Origin of the sequence: Bacteroides sp. MSB163, assembly GCF_036416795.1 — a bacterium.
In the GTDB taxonomy this organism is placed as follows: domain Bacteria; phylum Bacteroidota; class Bacteroidia; order Bacteroidales; family Bacteroidaceae; genus Bacteroides; species Bacteroides maternus.
On sequence record NZ_CP143867.1, the window covers coordinates 2,615,147 to 2,633,942 of the forward strand.

Annotated in this window: 15 protein-coding genes, 1 pseudogene and 1 riboswitch; of the genes and pseudogenes, 2 read left to right on the forward strand and 14 right to left on the reverse strand. The window is 44.0% G+C overall.

Translation table 11 applies throughout. The features are described from left to right. Nucleotides 1-780: 780 nt before the first annotated feature. The 14 genes and pseudogenes from VYM24_RS09385 to VYM24_RS09450 all read right to left on the reverse strand — a co-directional run bounded on the left by VYM24_RS09385 (nt 781) and on the right by VYM24_RS09450 (nt 16,495). Entirely contained in the window at nt 781-1,347 is a 567-nt protein-coding gene (locus tag VYM24_RS09385) for a DUF2284 domain-containing protein (RefSeq protein WP_004289236.1), read from the reverse strand. Continuing rightward, nucleotides 1,344-2,102, reverse strand: coding sequence for an ABC transporter ATP-binding protein (locus tag VYM24_RS09390; protein ID WP_004289235.1), 759 nt, complete (start codon nt 2,100-2,102; stop codon nt 1,344-1,346). Before VYM24_RS09390 ends, VYM24_RS09385 begins: the two co-directional genes overlap by 4 nt. After that, entirely contained in the window at nt 2,099-3,079 is a 981-nt protein-coding gene (locus tag VYM24_RS09395) for a FecCD family ABC transporter permease (protein WP_004311292.1), read from the reverse strand. The genes VYM24_RS09390 and VYM24_RS09395 overlap by 4 nt, the downstream gene beginning before the upstream one ends. Further along, entirely contained in the window at nt 3,080-4,219 is a 1,140-nt protein-coding gene (locus VYM24_RS09400) for an ABC transporter substrate-binding protein (RefSeq protein WP_004289233.1), read from the reverse strand. A gap of 11 nt (nt 4,220-4,230) precedes the next feature. Further along, entirely contained in the window at nt 4,231-6,309 is a 2,079-nt protein-coding gene (locus VYM24_RS09405) for a TonB-dependent receptor plug domain-containing protein (protein ID WP_330942014.1), read from the reverse strand. An 18-nt stretch (nt 6,310-6,327) separates the two neighbouring features. Continuing rightward, a complete protein-coding gene (locus VYM24_RS09410) occupies nt 6,328-7,428 on the reverse strand; it encodes a YncE family protein (RefSeq protein WP_004293828.1) in 1,101 nt (366 codons plus the stop codon). Nucleotides 7,429-7,456: 28 nt separating this feature from the next. Beyond that, the gene (locus VYM24_RS09415; RefSeq protein ID WP_007567602.1) at nt 7,457-9,547 is read right to left on the reverse strand and encodes a receptor L domain-containing protein; all 2,091 of its coding nucleotides are present in this window, start codon (nt 9,545-9,547) and stop codon (nt 7,457-7,459) included. A gap of 14 nt (nt 9,548-9,561) precedes the next feature. Beyond that, nucleotides 9,562-11,343, reverse strand: coding sequence for a PKD-like domain-containing protein (locus tag VYM24_RS09420; protein ID WP_004293827.1), 1,782 nt, complete (start codon nt 11,341-11,343; stop codon nt 9,562-9,564). A 64-nt stretch (nt 11,344-11,407) separates the two neighbouring features. After that, on the reverse strand, nt 11,408-12,325 hold the full coding sequence (locus VYM24_RS09425; RefSeq protein ID WP_007567599.1) for a DUF4465 domain-containing protein: 918 nt from the start codon (nt 12,323-12,325) through the stop codon (nt 11,408-11,410). Between the two features lie 155 nt (nt 12,326-12,480). Then, a riboswitch (cobalamin riboswitch) is annotated at nt 12,481-12,672 on the reverse strand. Nucleotides 12,673-13,058: 386 nt separating this feature from the next. Further along, nucleotides 13,059-13,388: a site-specific integrase gene (locus VYM24_RS09430; RefSeq protein WP_004289226.1), complete on the reverse strand. Its 330-nt coding sequence runs from the start codon at nt 13,386-13,388 to the stop codon at nt 13,059-13,061. A gap of 46 nt (nt 13,389-13,434) precedes the next feature. Continuing rightward, nucleotides 13,435-14,328 carry a phage integrase SAM-like domain-containing protein gene (locus tag VYM24_RS09435; protein ID WP_004289225.1) on the reverse strand — a complete coding sequence of 298 codons (894 nt, stop codon included), beginning with the start codon at nt 14,326-14,328 and terminating at the stop codon, nt 13,435-13,437. Between the two features lie 429 nt (nt 14,329-14,757). After that, nucleotides 14,758-15,528 (reverse strand): site-specific integrase, encoded by a 771-nt coding sequence (locus VYM24_RS09440; protein ID WP_330942015.1) that lies wholly within the window; start codon nt 15,526-15,528, stop codon nt 14,758-14,760. Between the two features lie 469 nt (nt 15,529-15,997). Then, a pseudogene (locus VYM24_RS09445) lies at nt 15,998-16,294 on the reverse strand (helix-turn-helix domain-containing protein). Between the two features lie 3 nt (nt 16,295-16,297). Beyond that, nucleotides 16,298-16,495, reverse strand: coding sequence for a helix-turn-helix domain-containing protein (locus tag VYM24_RS09450; protein ID WP_211737797.1), 198 nt, complete (start codon nt 16,493-16,495; stop codon nt 16,298-16,300). A gap of 367 nt (nt 16,496-16,862) precedes the next feature. On the opposite strand from VYM24_RS09450, the gene VYM24_RS09455 reads away from it, so the two are divergent. After that, nucleotides 16,863-18,050 (forward strand): AAA family ATPase, encoded by a 1,188-nt coding sequence (locus VYM24_RS09455; protein WP_330942016.1) that lies wholly within the window; start codon nt 16,863-16,865, stop codon nt 18,048-18,050. Nucleotides 18,051-18,059: 9 nt separating this feature from the next. Beyond that, entirely contained in the window at nt 18,060-18,677 is a 618-nt protein-coding gene (locus VYM24_RS09460) for an RloB family protein (protein ID WP_250700989.1), read from the forward strand. The last annotated feature ends 119 nt before the right edge of the window (nt 18,678-18,796 follow it).

Here is an 18,796-nt window from a genome sequence, read left to right on the forward strand (position 1 = left end):
TCTCCATTTGCAGAAGTGTAGAAGTAGCAATCCATTAATGGAGATAATGCAGAAAACCATGAAGCATATACGGCTACATGTCCATTTCTCCATTTGCAGAAGTGTAGAAGTAGCAATCCATTAATGGAGATAATGTAGAAAAACCATGAAGCATATACGGCTCACTGCCGCTCTCCATTTGCAGAAGTGTAGAAGTATCAATCCATCAATGGAGACAAGGAAAAGAAACCATAAGACATACACGGTTACATGCACATTCTTCATTTGCAGAAGTGTAGAAGTAGCAATCCGTTAATGGAGACAATGAAGAAAAACAATAAGGCGTATACGGCTACCTGTCATTCTCCATTTGCAGATGTGTAAAAATAACAATCCATTAATGGAGAATAGGGTATGGAAAGGGCAGATTTCCAGTACATACGTCTCCCTTATTCCTGAATTATGGGCGTAAGTCACATGATTCAGGAGAGATAGCCACCTTTTTATGGGGAGAGCAGCCGGCAAATGCCTGATGGAAATGACCCGAAAATCACAGGAGAATAACCGTACAATAGGCTGATACACAATTCCTATTGGAGAATGTTGTCCCCATTAGGGGACAGCAAGTTGTGTTTTCGTTTAACGAAAACAGGACGGTTTAACGGAGAATACACCGATAAACCGTTACTTATTTCAAGCTCCAGCGTCGCTTTTTACATATCTAACTATAATTCATTTGAAATCACAAAACAGATTGAACCGAATGTGGTTAGTTTGTCTGTTTATTTCATGTCCGAATCATTAGTATGCTATGTTGCAAAGTTCGTATTCATTATGAAAAAATCCGCTTACGAGAACAAGATATTCAGGTAATTTGCCATCCTTTCCCCAAAGAAGTTCGATGTTAAAAAGTTCAGAAAGCGTTTTGGCTATGTCAAATCCGAAGGCTTCGAGTGACGGACGCACTTTTTCCGGGTGTCGGCATGGTGTGCCGCAGTTACGCGTACACTCGTTATCTGAGCAGTGAAGACATTTACCTATATAGGCAAATGAACGCCCTCCATATTTCCGTTCCATATCCAATAATTCGCTCTCGATTCGTATCCGTTCCGGTAAAATGAGTTTTTGTGTATATTCAATCGGAATATCTTTGTCTTCAGGGATTATCTTCGTTGCCATAAGATGTGCATACTTGTATTGTCGGAGAAACGATTCCGTATCAAAATCAAATGGAGGACACCCCCAACTTTTACCGTAATTGGTACATTGTTTGCAAAGTTCAAGAAAATGTGGTTCGTCACGGAATTCGGCGATATATCCTTCAACAGTGATGTCTGAAGTAAAATTTTCTACAGTGTATATACTCATTGTTTCAAAATCATTGTACCGCATAAGGAGTCGAAACGGATGTTTTCATTTTGGAAAAGTCTGTCAATGTATCCGCTTTTCTGCATTTCAGACGCGGTCAAGCAACTTAAATTCGGGGTATCTAACAATGCTATCGAATCGCACATGGACAACGCGATGTCAAGTTCATGTGTCGAGAACATGATACATTTTTTCTCGTCGTGGACAAGCCTACGAAGCAACGCCACAAGTTCGTAGCGATTAGGCATGTCAAGAAAGGAAGTCGGTTCATCAAGGAGAATGATAGGAGTATCCTGTGCCAATGCACGAGCAATCATCACACGCTGGCATTCGCCATCCGACATTTTATCCATCGTGCGGTTTGCATAAGCCTCCATTCCCACCGAAATGAGCGATTGCATGACTATCTCCTTATCTGTTTCTTGCATCCTACCTATCCAGTTGGTATAAGGAGCACGGCCTATGGCTACGACATCCTTGCACCGCAGGTTGGCGATGCGCGTGCGCTCGGTCGTGACGACAGCCAGCGTTTTTGCCATATCTTCGGTTTTCATGCAGGCGATGTCGTGCCCGTCGAGAATGATTTTTCCGGAATAACACCGGTTCAGACCGGCTATGGCGCGGAGCAACGTCGATTTTCCTGTCCCGTTTCTTCCGATAAGGGCTGTCAGTTGACCTTTTTTTATCGTGGCATTTACCTCGTGGAGCAACGAGTTTTCTTTGTAACCTATGGAAAAATGCTGTAATTCTATCATGCGGTGATGGATTTGTTGCGTAAAACCACCCATACGACGATTGGGATTCCCAATAGAGCTGTAATGGCGTTGATCGGCAAGGTGAATATTTTAGAAATGATGTCGCAAAGAAGCAATATCGATGCTCCCGAAAGAATTGTTCCGGGCAGAAGGACATGATGATCGCTATTTTGGAAAAGCATTCTTGTGACATGAGGCATAGCGAGACCTATGAAACCTATCGGACCGCAAAAAGCGGTTATCGTTCCGGCGAGCAGCGTTGTCGAGAGAAACAACAGGCTGCGTGAACGCCGAATATTCAGTCCCATTGTTACGGCATATTCCTCTCCGAACAGCAGGAGGTTAAGCGGTTTGATGGTCAGTACCGCCAACAGCAGTCCGGCAAACACCGATGGAACAAGAATCAGAAGTTGTCCGGAGGTGACGTCACCCAAAGCCCCCATCGTCCAAATGACAAAGGCTTTCAGCGATTCCTCTTTGCTGAGGTACTGCAATATCTGCACGACAGCACCTACGCCCGATGAGAACATCATGCCCAGAATCAGGATTACCATGATGTCTTTTATTCGCTGTCCGACGGCAGTTATCACGAGCAACACGACAGCCGCACCCACCCACGCTGCTCCGGCAATGCCTATTGATGAACCGATCCCGGCAAGTACCACAAGTGCCACACCGAGACTTGCACCGGAACTGATGCCAAGGACATAGGGACCGGCAAGAGGATTACGGAAGAGGGTCTGCATCTGAAGACCGCTGACCGATAAGGCAGCCCCGGCCAACAGTGCCACTATAGCTTTTATGAGGCGTATGTTGAGTACGATTTTTTCCGTGGCACGGGAACAATTTCCCCCGGTCAGTGCTGCCCATACATCGCGGATCGGAATGTTGACAGCTCCCACGGCCAAGTCCAGTAAAAAAAGACCGACCGTGAGCGTAATCAATATGGAGAATAATATAGTCGAACGGGAACGCATCTATTTCAGTTGCTTGTAATACACACACTCTTCCTGCACCAGTTCAGGATGGAATATCTTCACGAGGTCGCGGAGCACGATGTCAGGATTCACGACGGCAGACTCGTAATAGTCGTTACCCCCGGCTGTGTTGGTACGGGCGTTGTTGTTATACACCTCTCCATTTTTGAAACATCGGGTATCGGTGAATTTCGGACATGATGCCTTCAAGTCGTCAAGGGAGTTCGCCATTCCCACGTTCAGCCACATGTCCGCATCCGACGCGAGCAGATATGCTTCTTCTAAGTCAATGGGGATAGAAGCGTTTCCCGTGTTCTTCTGGTAGATATAGCGGCCTCCCGCATCAGTAATCAAGCGGGCTACATAACTTTGGGTTGAAGGCATGAACCACGAGTCGCCATAGGGAACATTAAGCATAACCGAAGGAGTGCCGAGGGTACTGTCGGCCACTTTCTTTTTCAAGGCGTTGTATCTGACCGGGATTGCGGCAAAGGCTTTTTCACCCTTCTCACGTTTTCCTGTGACTTCTGAAAGCACTACCATCCATTCGGCCTTGCCGAGAGGCGACTCTTCAAGATAATCGCCGACATACATGAACGGTATGTCGAGTTCTTCGAGTTTGCTTTCCATTGCGCTTGCGCCGTTCACCCCATAGAGCAGAACGAGGTCGGGATCGAGCGAGAGCAGCAACTCGTAGTTGATGTTCCCTTCATAGCCGACATCGCCAATACTGTCGCGGCGGGCTTGGATGTCTGGGTTGGAAATGTAGTCGATTCCCGAAACGCCGGTTATACACCGGACTTCACCGATTGCGTCAAGCATGGCGATATGAGTGGAAGACATCGCCACGATGCGTTTGGCGTCTCCTTTGAGTACCTGTCCTGCAAACCCTTCGGGAACCTCTTCACCGTTGCGGACGATAAACAGCCATGTGGTTACACTGTCCGCTCCCTGCCAGGGATTCCTGACGGTTATCAGTACACTTTCCTTCCCGCCCGCCCCTTTGATGTCGAAGCCGGAGGCATATTCGGGAGCATAAAGCAGCAGGTTGAAATCATTGATTTTTGAGCTTTTGTTGTGGCAGCCTGTAAATGCCAGAGAAAGCAACAAAATCAGGCTTAAATTCTTTAATGCGTTCATATTGATGCAGATTATCGTTTACTATTTTTGTTTTTTCCGAACTTGGGTGTTATGCCGATGAATATCTCGAAATTGATGCCCGGCATGGGACGGGACAATACGGAAAGGTATTCTTCATCGAACAGGTTGTTGATGCTGCCCTTTAGCGACAGATCGGCCCATCGGAAAGAGAGCTGTTTTTCCAGTGTCACGTTATTCATGAAGTAAGGGGGCAGATAGCCCGTCAGGGTATAGTCATTACTCGACATGGTATAACGCTGGCTGTAATAACACCATTTGTAAAGCAGGCTCCATGTCCGCCATGACAGACGTCCGGTCACCGTTGCGGAAAACTCCGGCACGTATGGCAACTGTTTGCCGACGGATTGGTCTGCCGGACTCATCGGTTCGCCCTCGTTGATCGAGGGAGTCCACGAGAAAGTTCCGTTCATATCCAGTTTCCAGTCCTTTCCGAGCATTATATCAAGGTGGGCGTTGGTCTCTGCCCCGTAAGCATGTACCTTTTTGAGGTTTCTGGGGGAGAAGAATCCCTTGGTTGTGGGTAGCCAGATGATCCAGTCGTCGATGTGCGAATCGAACCAGTTGATACCACCGCTCAAAGCATATACATTTTCTTTCCCCACCGAGAACGACAACCCCACGTCGTATGTGAAGCCGTGCTCGCTTTTCAGGTCGGGATTACCGCCCGGCAGAAAATAGAGGTCGTTCAGCGTGGGAAAACGGTAGTTCCGGGAGATGGATGCTTTCGCCACGATATTGCCTTTTTTCGACAGTACCCCGTCGATGAAGAAAGCCGGGATAACCGGGGCCCATTCCGTACCGAACATATCCTCGCGAAGGACAAGCGAGGCGGCAAAACGATCGACAGGCCGCCATTTCGCAGAAACGGAACCGGAAAACTCGACACGTCCCTTGTCATACCCGACAACAGCCTTGTTACCTTCCTGCGAGATGATATTTTTGTCCGCGCTTTCCACCAAATGCTGGTGTACGGAAACACCGGCCGTGAACAGCCATTTCTCTGAAGGAGCATAATCCCCGTCCGCACTTCCGTAGAACGTGTTAATCTTACTGCGTGAGCGGGTCATCGAAGCCATTTCGCCGTTTCCCTTGTCCCGCTTGTAATCATAGGCCATCCATGTGTGTATATAGCCGCCTTTTACACCGACCTTCCATTTCTCCCGCACGCGATCCCACGAGAGGACGCCGCGAAACGTCTGCTCCCTTTGGCGGTTCTCGAAGTCCATGTCGTTCCCGTAATCCGTGCTGAGCATCGCCAGTTCCCGGTTAGAATTGATATACCAGGCGTTTAGCCCGAACTTGTCGCCTTCGCCCGTGTTATAATAAATTTCCTGCAAGACGTGCAGATCCTTATAAGCCCCGCTGCGGTTGCGTTCCGTCGGGTAATAGGAACCGATGATGTTCTTGTCCTCGTCATAGATGTTTTCCTTCTTGTCCCGGTTTCGGTATTTGTAGTCGTTGGGGGAAGAGGAATACACCACACGGGTGGAGGACTGCCAGTGTTTGTCACCGTAGGTCAGGCGGAGAAACTCGTCGAACGTGCTGAACGACCCCACTCCCTGCACGTACTGCAACCCGAACCCTTCATGGTTGGCCGGAGAAGTGGAGAGCCTGACCAGACCACCCAAGCCGCCGCCCGTTTCGTTTACCGATGACGTTCCGTGCAGCAGCGAGGCATCATCGATAAAGTAAGAAGGGATGGTGGAAAAATCCGTCATGCCCAGCATCGGGTTGTTAATGCGCATACCATTCCACGTCACTTGGGTATGCGAGGGAGAGGTACCCCGGAAAGCCACGGTGGATAACGTGGCGCGTCCGTAGTTCTTGACAAAAACGGATGAGTTGAATGTCAGCACATCGGCCATAGACAAGGCGATGTTCTCTTTCATGGCGATGGAATCGAAACGGGTTCGTTGCACGCCTATATCCTTCATAGGTCGTTTGCCCACCACCGTAACCTCCGGAATACGTAGTACCCTTTTGGTAATGCTGACGGAATTTTTCTGCTGGGCGGCAAGCAGAAAGGGCAGGCTTACCCCCACGAACAATAGAATAAGATGTCTTTTCATTTTTGTCCTCCTTCCTCGTTATTTCCAGCAGAAAGCTCCCGGAATGATTCCCACGTAAAATTCATCGATCAGCTTGCCTTGCGGCGAATAGCGATACACGATACCTTGTTGCTGGTAATCAATAGCGTCGGCCACATATACCTCCCCGTTGTTGGGATTGACCGTAAGGCCGTAGTATTTGGTGTCCCGAAACTCCAGAAAAGGCCGGACGGGAACACGGTCGGCTTCCACCGGCATTCGCCAAATATCGTTGTTGATCCAGTAAAGTGTATCCCGTGTACCGTTGAGCTGGACTTCCGAAGGCCAGTCGCCCAGCTTAAACTTGAACTGTTTCTCTACGGTGAAAGTCTCGGCGTCTATACGATAGAGAGACGGTGCCTCGTAACCGTATGGGCTGCCCTCGTAACCGCCATCCGTGATGGTCCACATCTTGTTGTATTTGTCCATGACCAGCGAAGTAGGTTGTATGCCGATGGTCAGTTCGTCCACGACCTTGTCCGTCTCCGTGTCGATTTTCAGGATGCGGTTCTGGTACGACCAGCAGTTCACATAGACGTACTTGCCGTATTGTACCATTTGTTCGGTGGAACCCGATTCCATGTCCATGTCTGGACATTCGATATAGCCGGTAATCTCGTATGTCTTGGGGTTGATGATGAAGATACGGTAGTCCCATATCTGCGTCACATAGGCTTTCTCATCCGACAGAAAATGGATATACCGGGGTGAGGTGAAACCTGTGATACGGCCCACTTCCTTGAAAGTATTGATGTCGATGGCGAAAATCACATGCGAGTTGTTCACCACGATCCAGCCTATACCGTCCCGGATAACCATAGACTGGGCCACATCGCCCAACTTGAACCCGTTGGCACGGTAAAACACTTCATTCTCCACTTCGCACGTGGCGGGATCGTAGTAGGAAAGCGTGGCATTGCTGTACTGGAAATTCCCCTCGTTGGTAATGAAAAGACCAGAGGCCGATACAGAGAAATCTTCCATCTCTCCGTAATCCCATTTCATGCAACTGCCGAAAACTGGCAGGCAGAAAAGAAAAAGGCAAATCCGTTGTATTGTTCTGCTCATTGTCATTCGGATAAAAAAGAGTACCCGAATCATTACGGGTACTCTGGTTAAGGTATAAGGTTTAATCCTGCTGCGTATATTGTTTGTCCTTCATATTTTGGAAGGTTGGGTTATACCCACATTTCGTCACGCTCCAACTTTCCCCCGTAATCATTCCGTTTTCTATAAACTTGCCGAAGAAAGTGTAGTCGGTAAATTTCGTCAAACCGTCAAAAACAACCCCATGCAAGGTCTCCAACTTCTCCATGGAAAGTGTTTCCTGAGAAAGAGAAGTCGCACTTTTTATCTGTAGCGTACCATCTATAGTCTGTAATTTATCACAAGTAATGCCTGTTGCTTTATTAACGAACAACCCTTCACCTCCTACGTGAAGCAATTCCGGAATATCCAGCGATTTACTTTGTAAAGATATTGCTAACGAACCCTCTCCCTCTTTATAATATACAGGAGAAGCTGAACAACAAACTTTGGATAGTAAGGGCAAGTTACAACTGGTAAAATTTCCAGATAAATAGAACTGTCCTCCCACTTCTTTCAAGACTGGCATTGTGATTGAAGCAAACATGGGTATTTGGATATATCCATATCCATCTATGATTTCCAAGTCGGGAAATTTGGCATTGCTTCGCATTTGGCCTGTCACATTTAGATTTCCATATACATGTTGAATTGTCGATATGGTATAATCGATATTGTTGGTGGTTGGCTTACAAGTGAAGTCTTTGATATTCTTGAACGTGATTTCAGGGAACTTATTATTCGTGAGACTGGTGATGACAAAATTTACATTTGACAAATCTTCGGCTGTTTCAATTTTGGAGAGCTGCACCTTGTTTATAATTTCAATCTGGGGCGCTGTTTCTCCGAAGGTTTCAAATCGGGCGTTCGGCAACAGCAGTGTTCCGCTCACATCTTCAAGATAATCCAGCGTGATGCTTCCAAGTGTGGTGATCTTGCTCCAGTCGGGAAGTTGTTTGAGTGCCGTGAAATTCTTTATCTTTATCTGTCCCTTTATCGTTGTCAGTTTGTCCATTCCACCGAAAGCCTGAAGCACGTCATTTCGTTGGGGAACAAAACTACCGGTAGGAGGAGCTTCCATATTGGCTTCCATAATAATACTTCCGTTTACTGTTTCGATTTCCGGAAGGTTGATGGTTTCCAACATCACGGGGACGGTATGGAAATCAAGGCCACCGGTCTCTTTCAGCTTAAGGAAGCTCATGGAAGTCAGCTTGGCAAGATTGTTTACGGACAAGACCCCTCCGACACTTGTCAGTTCCGGTATTTCCAAAGACGCAATCGAACCGGCTGCTGTGTTCTCTTCATTGAGTCCTTGAAGATTCAGATCCTGACCTACAGTAGTCAGAACCGGAAACTCAAAACTCTGTAACGACGACGCATTGAACATCACGCTTCCTTCAATAGTTGCCAGTTTCTCGAATAGGACATACGTCACTTGGTCGTTATATACCGATATGTCTCCGGAGAGCGTTTCCAATGCTTTCATGGAAATCATGTGAAGTTCCGTAGCTTTCGAGGCGACATCGGTCGAACCTACCTGTAAACCTCCGGCAGAAACGATATTATCCAACCCTGTCAAGTCTGCACCGTTGTAACTGTTACGAATGACAATGTTGCCAGTAACCTCTTTCAAAGATGCCAATGCAGATATGTCAGTGATTTTTTCTGCCTCTTCCGCATCAGAGCCGATAATCAGGTTCCCTTTGACAACGGTTGTTTTGGTTGCGGCAAAAGAAGCTACCTCCTCGGTGGTCTTCAACTCCACATCTCCGTCAGATTCTATCTCGCTTTTCACGACCTTATAGGTATATTCGCGGGCATCTCCGTTATAGGATGTCACCCGGAAGGTTCGTTCGTTATCCCAGTCCGTTACCGTTTCAGGATCAGGTATGATTGTTGCAGAAGTTGTGTACTTGAATTCCACTTCGGCGTTGTTCAGCGATACCGTATAGGGAACGGTTATTGTTACTGTATTGTCCGTAATGTCGGCCGTGTACGATTTCCCGTCCACGGTCATCACGACCGATGTGATGAAATTTTCATCTGCATCTTCAGGTATAATTTCATCGTTTTTGTCACACGCTCCCAAAAAGAACAAGGATAGGAGCATGGGAAGAAAATAAATTTTCATACTTGTAATTTTTATTATTTGGTTAGATCCTCAAAAGAAAATACCTCCGTAGAAACTTCGCCCAGCCAGCCGCTTTTGGCCAGAACACCGCATTGTATTTTGATAAAGTCAATATATTGCAGATTGGCTTCCGTTCCATCGGCATGGATGGCATTGGAAATTTTGAAACCGTTCCTTTGTCCGCTTCCATCCACCGTACTGCCGCCTTCTATCTGGTCGTTTCCGAAATTATCCACGTACCCCCAGTCATAACTCTGATTATCCCAATAACCGGTTTGAGAATCTTGGGTGTTGCGGGCGGCCAGACAAGTGCCTGTCAGGGTATAACTGTTTTCCGAAATCCAAGCCGGATAATAATAGTCTTGTGTATGATAAGCGGACAGATAGTCTACCCAGCCGTTTCTACCGTCGGAACTGATCCATTGGACATCCATTTTTTTGCCTTCCGGACGGTAATAGGTCACTTCAAAATTCTGTATTGTTTCTTCCTTGCCTGCTTCAGATCCTTTCAGTTCGTACCACTCGTCATCCGGCAATCCGTTTCCGTTTATATCTTGCATGACCCATACGATACCCGGTTCGGAACTGCCGTCAAAGGCGTTCCCCTGAACACAGAAATCATATTGGTTACCCGAATTGGGAATACTGTGGTCGAAGCCGACGATGATATAACCCCCGAAAGAACCTAAAGAGACGTGCAGTTTGTCTTTCAAACGCTGTGTTGCCCATGCGACAGCCGCTTCAGGGGATGTTTCGTTGCCGGTCATACCGCCTATCGTGCTCGTCTCGTTGATAAATTGGCCGGGAGCTGGGGTATATTCATAGACTTTATTCCAGAGCTTGGAACTTCCCGAAGCCCGGAAGCCGTCTTGTTCCTTTTTGTCCACACAAACGACTTTTACGGTGGCAGTGACAGCCGTTTTCCCTTTGTCGATATTCCTGCTTATTTTTTCCGTCGGTGTGTCTTCCGACACAGTACAGGAGACGGTGTATTCTCCGGGTGCGGACGGCGTGAACTTGAACATGCGTTCCACTTCTCCTTCCATGACCTGACCGTCCACACTCCACTCAAAACGGGGATTGTCGAAATACTCCAACAACGGACGCAGGAAAACAGGACGGTCGGCAAAAGTGTACCTGTCCGTGGATGTTTGCAGGTAAGACGGGGTCGGGAATTTGACAACGTAGGGCATCGTTTCCACGACCTCTACGCTTACGTCTTTCGTTGTTGTCCCATCTATATTGGAAGCGTTGATTGTCACCGTATAAACACCGAGTTCTTTTTCATTGAAAGTATAAGTATTCTCGGTGGAAACGATTTTTCCTTCCCGTACCCATTCGATTTTGAACCCTTCGACATCCGAATGCTGAATATCGGGAGTAAATGTGTAATCGGTATTCCGGACGACTTTTAGCCCCTGCGAAGGTAGTGCCAGTGAGATGACCGGAGGGGTGAGTTCTTTCACTTCTACTTTCAGTTCCTCTTCGGCATAGCCTTCCGCATTGTCTACTCTTAGTTTGACATAAAAATCCCCGCATTCATTCCATGTACGTTGAAGAGACGGACCCGAAGAAACCAGCGTACCGTCTATCGTCCAAGCAAAAAGAGCATCTTCAACATTCTGGTATGTCGGGGCGATAGTCAATTCGTGATCGACCTTGACCGTGTAAATACCGGTCTCGCTGTCAAGTTCTATTATAGGTTGTCCTCCTACTTCTTCGGTAATGACTTCATCCTTGTTGCAGGAGGTGAACAGCATACAGGCAGAAATAATAAAATAGTGAAAACGATGCATGATGTGTGGATTTTAGAAAAATAACAGGGATACCCCCGACAGAAGGGATATCCTTGTATTCTTTTTATTGTATGGTGATATCATCAATACAGATATAAGCTGGAGTATTCAAACCGTATGCTCCCGAATCCGAACCCTCGAAGTTGAATTTCACACTTTGCACCCCTTCGGCATTGATTTCCCAATAATCCCATGTCGTGATAGGATCAACCTGTTGTTGGCCGTTACGATAATCGGCTAAAAGACGTTTGTAAGTGCGGATCAGACCGCCATTCGCATCATAACATTCCAGATTCACTTGGAAATACCCTTTCATCTCTTTCAGAGGAGTCGCTACCCCCGTAGAACCGAACTGATTACCATAAGTAATGACACCATAAGTGTATGAGGTGTTGCAGATCCACAGGCCGACCAATTTCCGGGGAACATTGAAATAAAATTCTGGTTTAGCCATCCATGCCTGATTGTAAGCATCCACATATCCGTAAACGACACCGAAATTGGAACCGCTGTGCCCGGCTTCCTTATTCTGTCCTTCCGCTTCCACCGCAGTGTTATAGACAGAACATTGGTTTAGATAAGAATACCACCAGTCTCCGGTATTTCCCGACTGATTGGAGCGGATGTTCCAGTTGGAAAGTGCGATGCCGCCGCTGGAATACTCTGTGCTTCCACCTACAGTATTAAACATTGAAAGGAAGAGATATTCTTCCGGAGTATTGTCGTAAATGGTGGTTACTTGAGGATACCCTTGGTACGAATAAAGATTTTCTCCGGCCGAGGTAGGTCCTGCTAACATGCCGGGATCGAAATCATCGAAAGTGATAGTTAAAGTACCGTCCGGATTTGTCACAGCACGGGTTTGCGAAGTTCCGGAATCAACCGGGTCCATCAAAAAGTCATCGTCCGAACTACAGCCAGAGAACAAGGCGGTTGCGGTAAATAGACAGGCACCTGCCAGAAAGCGTAATTTTCTTTTCATAGGTCACTCATTTTAATGTAAAACATATTATTAACAAACACAAAAAATTCCCGTTCGTGCGGACTTACACGAACGGGAATATGTCTGTCTTCAAATATTGAATGGCCGATGAGCTATTCCTTATTTGATTACGACCCGTATATCCCGCAGGTGTAAATCTCATTCCGGTCATGGCAGGTCTTCTGACTCGTCCCGGTCATCGTGCCTTCCCGGTATTACACCAGTGGCAAAAGTTCGATGTCCGTTTTTGTGGACTCACAGCAGCGGGTACTGTCCCGGATTTTCACCGGGTTCCCTTTTCATTCGGAAGGCGTAAACCTCCCGAAACCATTTCCCGACTGCAAAATTATCTATATTACATATCAATTCCAAATAATTCATAATATTTATAATAAAACACACAAAGCATGACAACCGTACTGTTTTAATTAGAGCATTCAAGTTTACGACAAACGAAGACGGTAATTATCATACACAATATCCATAAACCAACAAAACAGCTTGCCATTTTCCATAACAATGCGTTCTGGAATAGATAACTGTTAGCTGCAATTATGCAAGCAAAAAAAGCAGACAGAATAATGACTATTAATATCATGCACCAGAAATTAATCCTATAAATTTATGGAAAACAAGTAAGGGAATGGAAGTTCCGTTGCCGCATGGATGCAGGTGAAGGACCTTCTCTTTTAACGTTGGATACGCCAATGCACGCCAACGGAAGACTCTGATATTATCTGTTTGGAAAGGATATAGGATGTGCGTTACTTTGTCGCATATTCAGAATCTTAAAAAGAATTTTAGTATGGAACTGACAATTATTGAAACAAGCGCGTATTAGGAGTTGAGAAAGCTGGTCAGCACGCTGGTCGTACAGATGGGCGACTTCCAGAAAAAGATTGCCCCGCCTGCGCCGGACAAGTGAATGGATGCGCAGGACGTATGTGATGGACTTATGCCCAAACACTTTCTGAAGAGTTTCCAGCAGCATCCCCTTGAGTATGGCCAGAACGGCAAATGCGTGGCGTCCGATGTGCGGGGTGACCTCGCCCCGGAGTTGCATTTCCTGCCTATGATTCCAAGACTGAGCCGCATGGCATTGTATTCACCTACCGGAAAGACACATTCGGGGAGTCTTTCTTTTCATCCGTACCCCTATATTTTTCAATCAGTTCGATAGCAATGGGCAATAATTTTACGACATACGCCACTCCCGTTTTTATACGGTTGCCCATCAGCCATGTACCGCCGTCGGAGTCGGTATGGATATTATCGTATGTTATGGCTTTCAAGTCCACATAGGAAAGACCGGTGAAGCACATGAACAGGAACATGTCGCGCATGGCACGCTGGCGTTTGTATCTCGGTTCTATATGGATTATCCTTTGCAGTTCCTCTTCGGAAAGGAAAGAACGCCTCTTGTATTCGGGCATACACTCGAATGATGCGAACGGATGAACCCGTATCCAGCCTTTTTCCTGCGCGATATACATCAGCCACTTCAAGGTATTGACACGCCCGAAGACAGTGGAGTTTGCCAAAGCGCATGTACCGAGCATCCAGTTGTAGTAATCCTCGATGAATGATTTCTCAAGTTCTTCGATGACAATATCCTCTGCATTCTTCTTGCTTTTCATGAAAAGCAGGAGACTCTTGTAATCGGCAACCAGACCGCAGTAGGTGCTTTCGGCTTTCTCTATGCCGATTTTCTTTTTATACGGTTCCAGCTGTTCCCTGAAAAGGTTCATAAGGGTGTGGCATTCCTCTGAGAAGCCGACATAGCGGTTATAGACTTTCTTGGCTGTAACAAAACTGTCGTGGTCGCAGATGTACTGGTAGTGCCTGGTGATTTGCGCCTTGATATTGTCAAGCTCCTGATTGAGTGTACGGGCCTCCTCGGACTTGCCTTTGGCCCGGTTGGTTTTGACGTCCCACAAAGCGAGGGACACTTCTTTCTTACAACTGAAACCGGCTTGGGTTCCATTGATGGTGATACGGCCCATAATCGGTGTCTTTCCGTTTTTTACAGACTGTTTATTCTCAAAACACTTAGCTATACATGGTCTGCGATAAGCTAAGAGAGATTCCCCTTACACAAAAGCATGGCATCTCCTTGTCGTATCTCGCCTTTATACTTTTATGTATAGTAGTCTACCGGATCGAATGAACAAGACCTATCCCATACATAAACCAATTTAGACTGCTATGTTATTTTTGAGGAAGAAGATGGAATGAGACCAGATACCCTCTTTAAGGCTGACTGTAAGTCGATTAAATGTAGAAAAAGATTGCTTTTGTCACAAGTAAAGTGTATATTTGCATTGAAAGAATCGTTCTTTGACAGAGGCAAAAGAAAACAGAATATTGTAATTCGCTCGTTTCTAAATCGTTACCTGATATTAATTAAACAGAAATAACTGTTTAATTTTCAATTAGATAGAGATTGTATGATGTTTCGCCACGTATGAAGTCAGTCTCACTCCCAATCCCAATCGCTCAGATAACTGATACAAATGTTTATTGTAAAGTCGCAAGGCACTCTCATACTGCCGCCTCTCTTCAAGAATACTTCCCGGTTGGCGTATAATCCTTAATAAATATGGTGAATCCGAATCATCACATGAATACCTCTCAATAATTTCCCACATCCACGGTTCAAGCGTAATCGTTAACATCCTCCCCGTCTTGCTACGGCGATAGCAAAGCACATTATCATGAATATCCGTCTTCCGTAGATAAGCCAAATCTATAAAAGGAATCCCTCGTAGATAATAAGAAAGGATAAACAGATCTCGTGCCATCACTAAACTTGGCTCCTCCAAATCTGCACTTGCCACCATACGAAGCTGTTCAATACTCAGCGCTCTCTTCTTCGTCTCTTCATACCCCATAAACACCTCACTAAAGAGTTGCTTAGCATCTTTCAGCACTTTCTCCTTTTCTGCTTTCCGACAAATAACCCGCAATGCTCGAAAATAGCACGCCGAAGTATTCCTCGAACATCCCGAAGCCCACAAATAGTGCTCAAACCCCAAAAAGAATCCTGCTGTCAATCCTTTAAAAGTAACTAATTCCGTATTAGCAAATTCTTCCAAGCTATGCAGCATACTCCTGCAAGTATGCTCCGCCGAAAACTTGAACAACTCTCCCAAACTATCCGCATGGACTACAATACCTTCCTTTAATGTCTTCATTTTCATCATACTGTTCTTTTTATTAATGATTATTTCCTCCCAACTCTACCTTTCAACTTTTGTTTTAGGGTAAAAAAGGAGGAAAACATCAAAAGTAAGAACAGGAGATATAGCTACTTGTCATGAAACATGCATAAATGCCTGTATCTAATGTATATAAACAAAAAAAGTAGCCATCTACATCAGATAACTACTTAATTTCTTATACTTCGCCTGGGGCTCGAATACTTTATATTATGCTTCTGTAACCGTTTGATTATCAGTCTTTCTAAAATATCAGGTTTGTGAAGTCCTCCGATTTCACCCTGTATTACCTGCTGCATTTTACAGTGGTATTCATCCTTCTATCATGTTACAAAGTTACGAAATTTCTATTTGATATGCTAATTTATGAGCCATTAATTGAACGTAGCACTCTTATAATCAGATGAATATTATACAGAACACCTTTGGCAATATTTCAGACCGGATAGAGAATCTACTCTTGAAAAGCCTTACGATAATTATCTTCCAATAACTTTTCCACATCTGATTCTTTATACAAGATCTTTCCCCCTAACTGATAATAAGGAAGCGTTCCATTGTTACGATACTCTTGCAAAGTTCTTCTGCTAATTTTTAATCATTGAGCTAACTCCTTATCTGTAATATATCGCTCTCCATTCAATGGAGGACGGCTATTATCTACGATCTTGTTCATTTTCACAAGCATACTGTCCAACGCCTTGAAAAAAGCAACAATCTGTTTGTTGTCTTTCATTATAATTCCTTCCATGGCCTATTGATTTATATTTTTTGATTTTAAAATTTTCTCTTTCCGTTGAAGCCCAACAAAAGTCAATAATGCTTCTACATCTTCCGGCTTATAGAAAATCTTGTGCTGAATTTGTGAATAAGGTAATTTACCATTATCTCTTAGGGTTTGTAATGTTCGGGGAGAAATATTCAATCTCAAACATACATCTTGGCTATCCATTCATGCACTAAGATTTTTGACATCAACTTTTTGACAAAGCGAATCTACTTGTTTTGTAAAAGCGTTGAATTGATTCATCATCTTTTCAAACAGCTTGGTTTCAATGTAAATGACTTCCATAATAACGATATTTTTAAGTTACACCATGATTTTGATGCAAGATAGGGCGTATTTGTATGATTTAGGTTATAATGTCACTTATTGTCATGAAAAGTCAGCTCTTTTCATTAGGAATGGAATTAATCAACTGGTGATAATACGAAATTACCCCAAAAGATAAAAAAGTGAAATAATAGCAAGAAAAGTGTTTTTTGTACAGATAATTTGCTATTTTTGTAGGAAAGTTACGAAATAGAAGGGTAAATGTATGATTAGAGAACTCAGTATAGAAAATTTCATGTCAATACGAAAAAAGCAAGTGTTATCTTTCGAGGCTACCAAAGACAAGACCTCTCATGAGTTATTGACTGTCGAAATCAAACCGGGGATGCGGTTAAATCGTATGCTTATACTTTATGGAGCTAATGCTTCCGGAAAAAGTAATATTCTCTATGCTTATGAAACAATATGGAGAGTGTTGATGTTTCCCTATACTAATAAGCTGCAGGCCATACCTTTTTACCCGTTTGCTTTGGATAAAGATAAAAATACCCGATTGTCCGTATCCTTTTATATAGGACAAGTACGATACGACTATTCAGTGGAGTATAATAACCGCTATATCATTTCAGAAAAAATGGAATATGCTCCTAATGGAGTATTATCTTTATTTTATAGTCGGAAGTTTGTCCATGAAGATGTAGTACCGGATATTGAATTTGGTCGTACAGTCGGTTTGCATTTGAAAAGTAAGAAAACAATTGTAGACAATACTTTGAATAACCATACTGTACTGTCTACTTTCGCAAAAGTATCTCTAAATGAAGATGCAAAGGTATTCCGTGATACCTATAACTGGATTGTTCGGTATGTGCATGGTATGAAGGGAAATACTCTTTTGGATATTGCTCAGCAGTTGATTGATAATAAAGAGAAGAAAGATTATTTTATATCGGCTATGCGAAAGGCTGATTTTAATATTTCTAATATAAGTATTGACAATGAAGCAAGAATGCAAAGTGGTAAAGATGTATTTTTTACTCATCACACCGTAGATGGATCTGATTTTACTTTATCTTCTATTGACCAATCATTGGGGACATTACGCTATTTTCAGCTACAGGAATGCATGTTTAATATGTTGCGTGAAGATCATATATATAGTTTTGATGAAATAGAAAGTAATTTGCATTATGATCTTTTGCTCCATTTTCTGACGACTTTTATGATGAATACAGCCAATTCGCAAATACTGTTCACAACACAAGACCAGCAGTTATTGGATGAAGAATTTATACGTCGGGATATGGTTTGGTTTACTGAGAAATCAAAGGAAGATGCCTCTACTGAACTTTATTGTGCTTCTGAATTTGGATTGCACAAAAATCTATCTCTTTATAAGGCATATAGAACAGGAAAACTTGGTGCAAAACCGGAATTAGGTTCCATTTTTTAAGGAAGTGATATGAAAACGCGGAAAACAAAAACGACAATAGCTGTTATTGGGGAAGGACCGACTGAAAAGTATTATTTGAAGTCATTAGAAGGTGTTATTCATGCACAAGTGAAACCAGTTGTTCCAAACCATGCTACTAGCATGACTGAATTGGAACGTCGAATAGAGCAATGCATTGATGACGGATATAACATGATATTCTGTCTAATTGATATGGATAATAAGAAAGAAGGGCGTAATCGAGAGAATTATTTAAGACTAAAAACAAAATATCATCAAAAAACGATCATCAAGAAGCGGCAGGGAACAGAAAGTCTAATACGTTTTTTTGAGAACGAGCGCTGTCTGGAAATATGGTTCTTGTATCATTTCAAATACACAACACAACAATTTAATAGCTCTAATGAATTAGCTAAGGAACTAGAGCGTATTTGTAGTTATGAAAAGACCGAAGATTTTTTAAGTAGAAAATGTAAAGGATTACATAATTTTTTGCTTGCAAATGGAGGGGATCTTGATAAAGCAATTGAGAATTCCGAGAAATCTATATTATCTAAATCAAGAGAAGGACGTGAACATACTTATAGTGAAATGGCAGATTTCTTTCATGAAGTAATAAAGAAATAATCGGATTCTTTTATGTCTTCTAAATCTATTAAAAAAGAAAACAGAGTAAAATGGCATAAGCGGAACAAATTTGCCGGAGTCAAACTCCTTGTTGATACCTCTATAGTTAGATGCCTTGG

What these genes read in the sequence shown, in the direction of transcription:
- VYM24_RS09415 (WP_007567602.1), bottom strand. Translation starts at nt 9,547, where the DNA reads ATGAAAATTTATTTTCTTCCCATGCTCCTATCCTTGTTCTTTTTGGGA.
- VYM24_RS09430 (WP_004289226.1), bottom strand. Translation starts at nt 13,388, where the DNA reads ATGCAACTCCGGGGCGAGGTCACCCCGCACATCGGACGCCACGCATTT.
- VYM24_RS09425 (WP_007567599.1), bottom strand. Translation starts at nt 12,325, where the DNA reads ATGAAAAGAAAATTACGCTTTCTGGCAGGTGCCTGTCTATTTACCGCA.
- VYM24_RS09405 (WP_330942014.1), bottom strand. Translation starts at nt 6,309, where the DNA reads ATGAAAAGACATCTTATTCTATTGTTCGTGGGGGTAAGCCTGCCCTTT.
- VYM24_RS09400 (WP_004289233.1), bottom strand. Translation starts at nt 4,219, where the DNA reads ATGAACGCATTAAAGAATTTAAGCCTGATTTTGTTGCTTTCTCTGGCA.
- VYM24_RS09410 (WP_004293828.1), bottom strand. Translation starts at nt 7,428, where the DNA reads ATGATTCGGGTACTCTTTTTTATCCGAATGACAATGAGCAGAACAATA.
- VYM24_RS09390 (WP_004289235.1), bottom strand. Translation starts at nt 2,102, where the DNA reads ATGATAGAATTACAGCATTTTTCCATAGGTTACAAAGAAAACTCGTTG.
- VYM24_RS09455 (WP_330942016.1), top strand. Translation starts at nt 16,863, where the DNA reads ATGATTAGAGAACTCAGTATAGAAAATTTCATGTCAATACGAAAAAAG.
- VYM24_RS09450 (WP_211737797.1), bottom strand. Translation starts at nt 16,495, where the DNA reads ATGGATAGCCAAGATGTATGTTTGAGATTGAATATTTCTCCCCGAACA.
- VYM24_RS09385 (WP_004289236.1), bottom strand. Translation starts at nt 1,347, where the DNA reads ATGAGTATATACACTGTAGAAAATTTTACTTCAGACATCACTGTTGAA.
- VYM24_RS09460 (WP_250700989.1), top strand. Translation starts at nt 18,060, where the DNA reads ATGAAAACGCGGAAAACAAAAACGACAATAGCTGTTATTGGGGAAGGA.
- VYM24_RS09440 (WP_330942015.1), bottom strand. Translation starts at nt 15,528, where the DNA reads ATGATGAAAATGAAGACATTAAAGGAAGGTATTGTAGTCCATGCGGAT.
- VYM24_RS09395 (WP_004311292.1), bottom strand. Translation starts at nt 3,079, where the DNA reads ATGCGTTCCCGTTCGACTATATTATTCTCCATATTGATTACGCTCACG.
- VYM24_RS09435 (WP_004289225.1), bottom strand. Translation starts at nt 14,328, where the DNA reads ATGGGCCGTATCACCATCAATGGAACCCAAGCCGGTTTCAGTTGTAAG.
- VYM24_RS09420 (WP_004293827.1), bottom strand. Translation starts at nt 11,343, where the DNA reads ATGCATCGTTTTCACTATTTTATTATTTCTGCCTGTATGCTGTTCACC.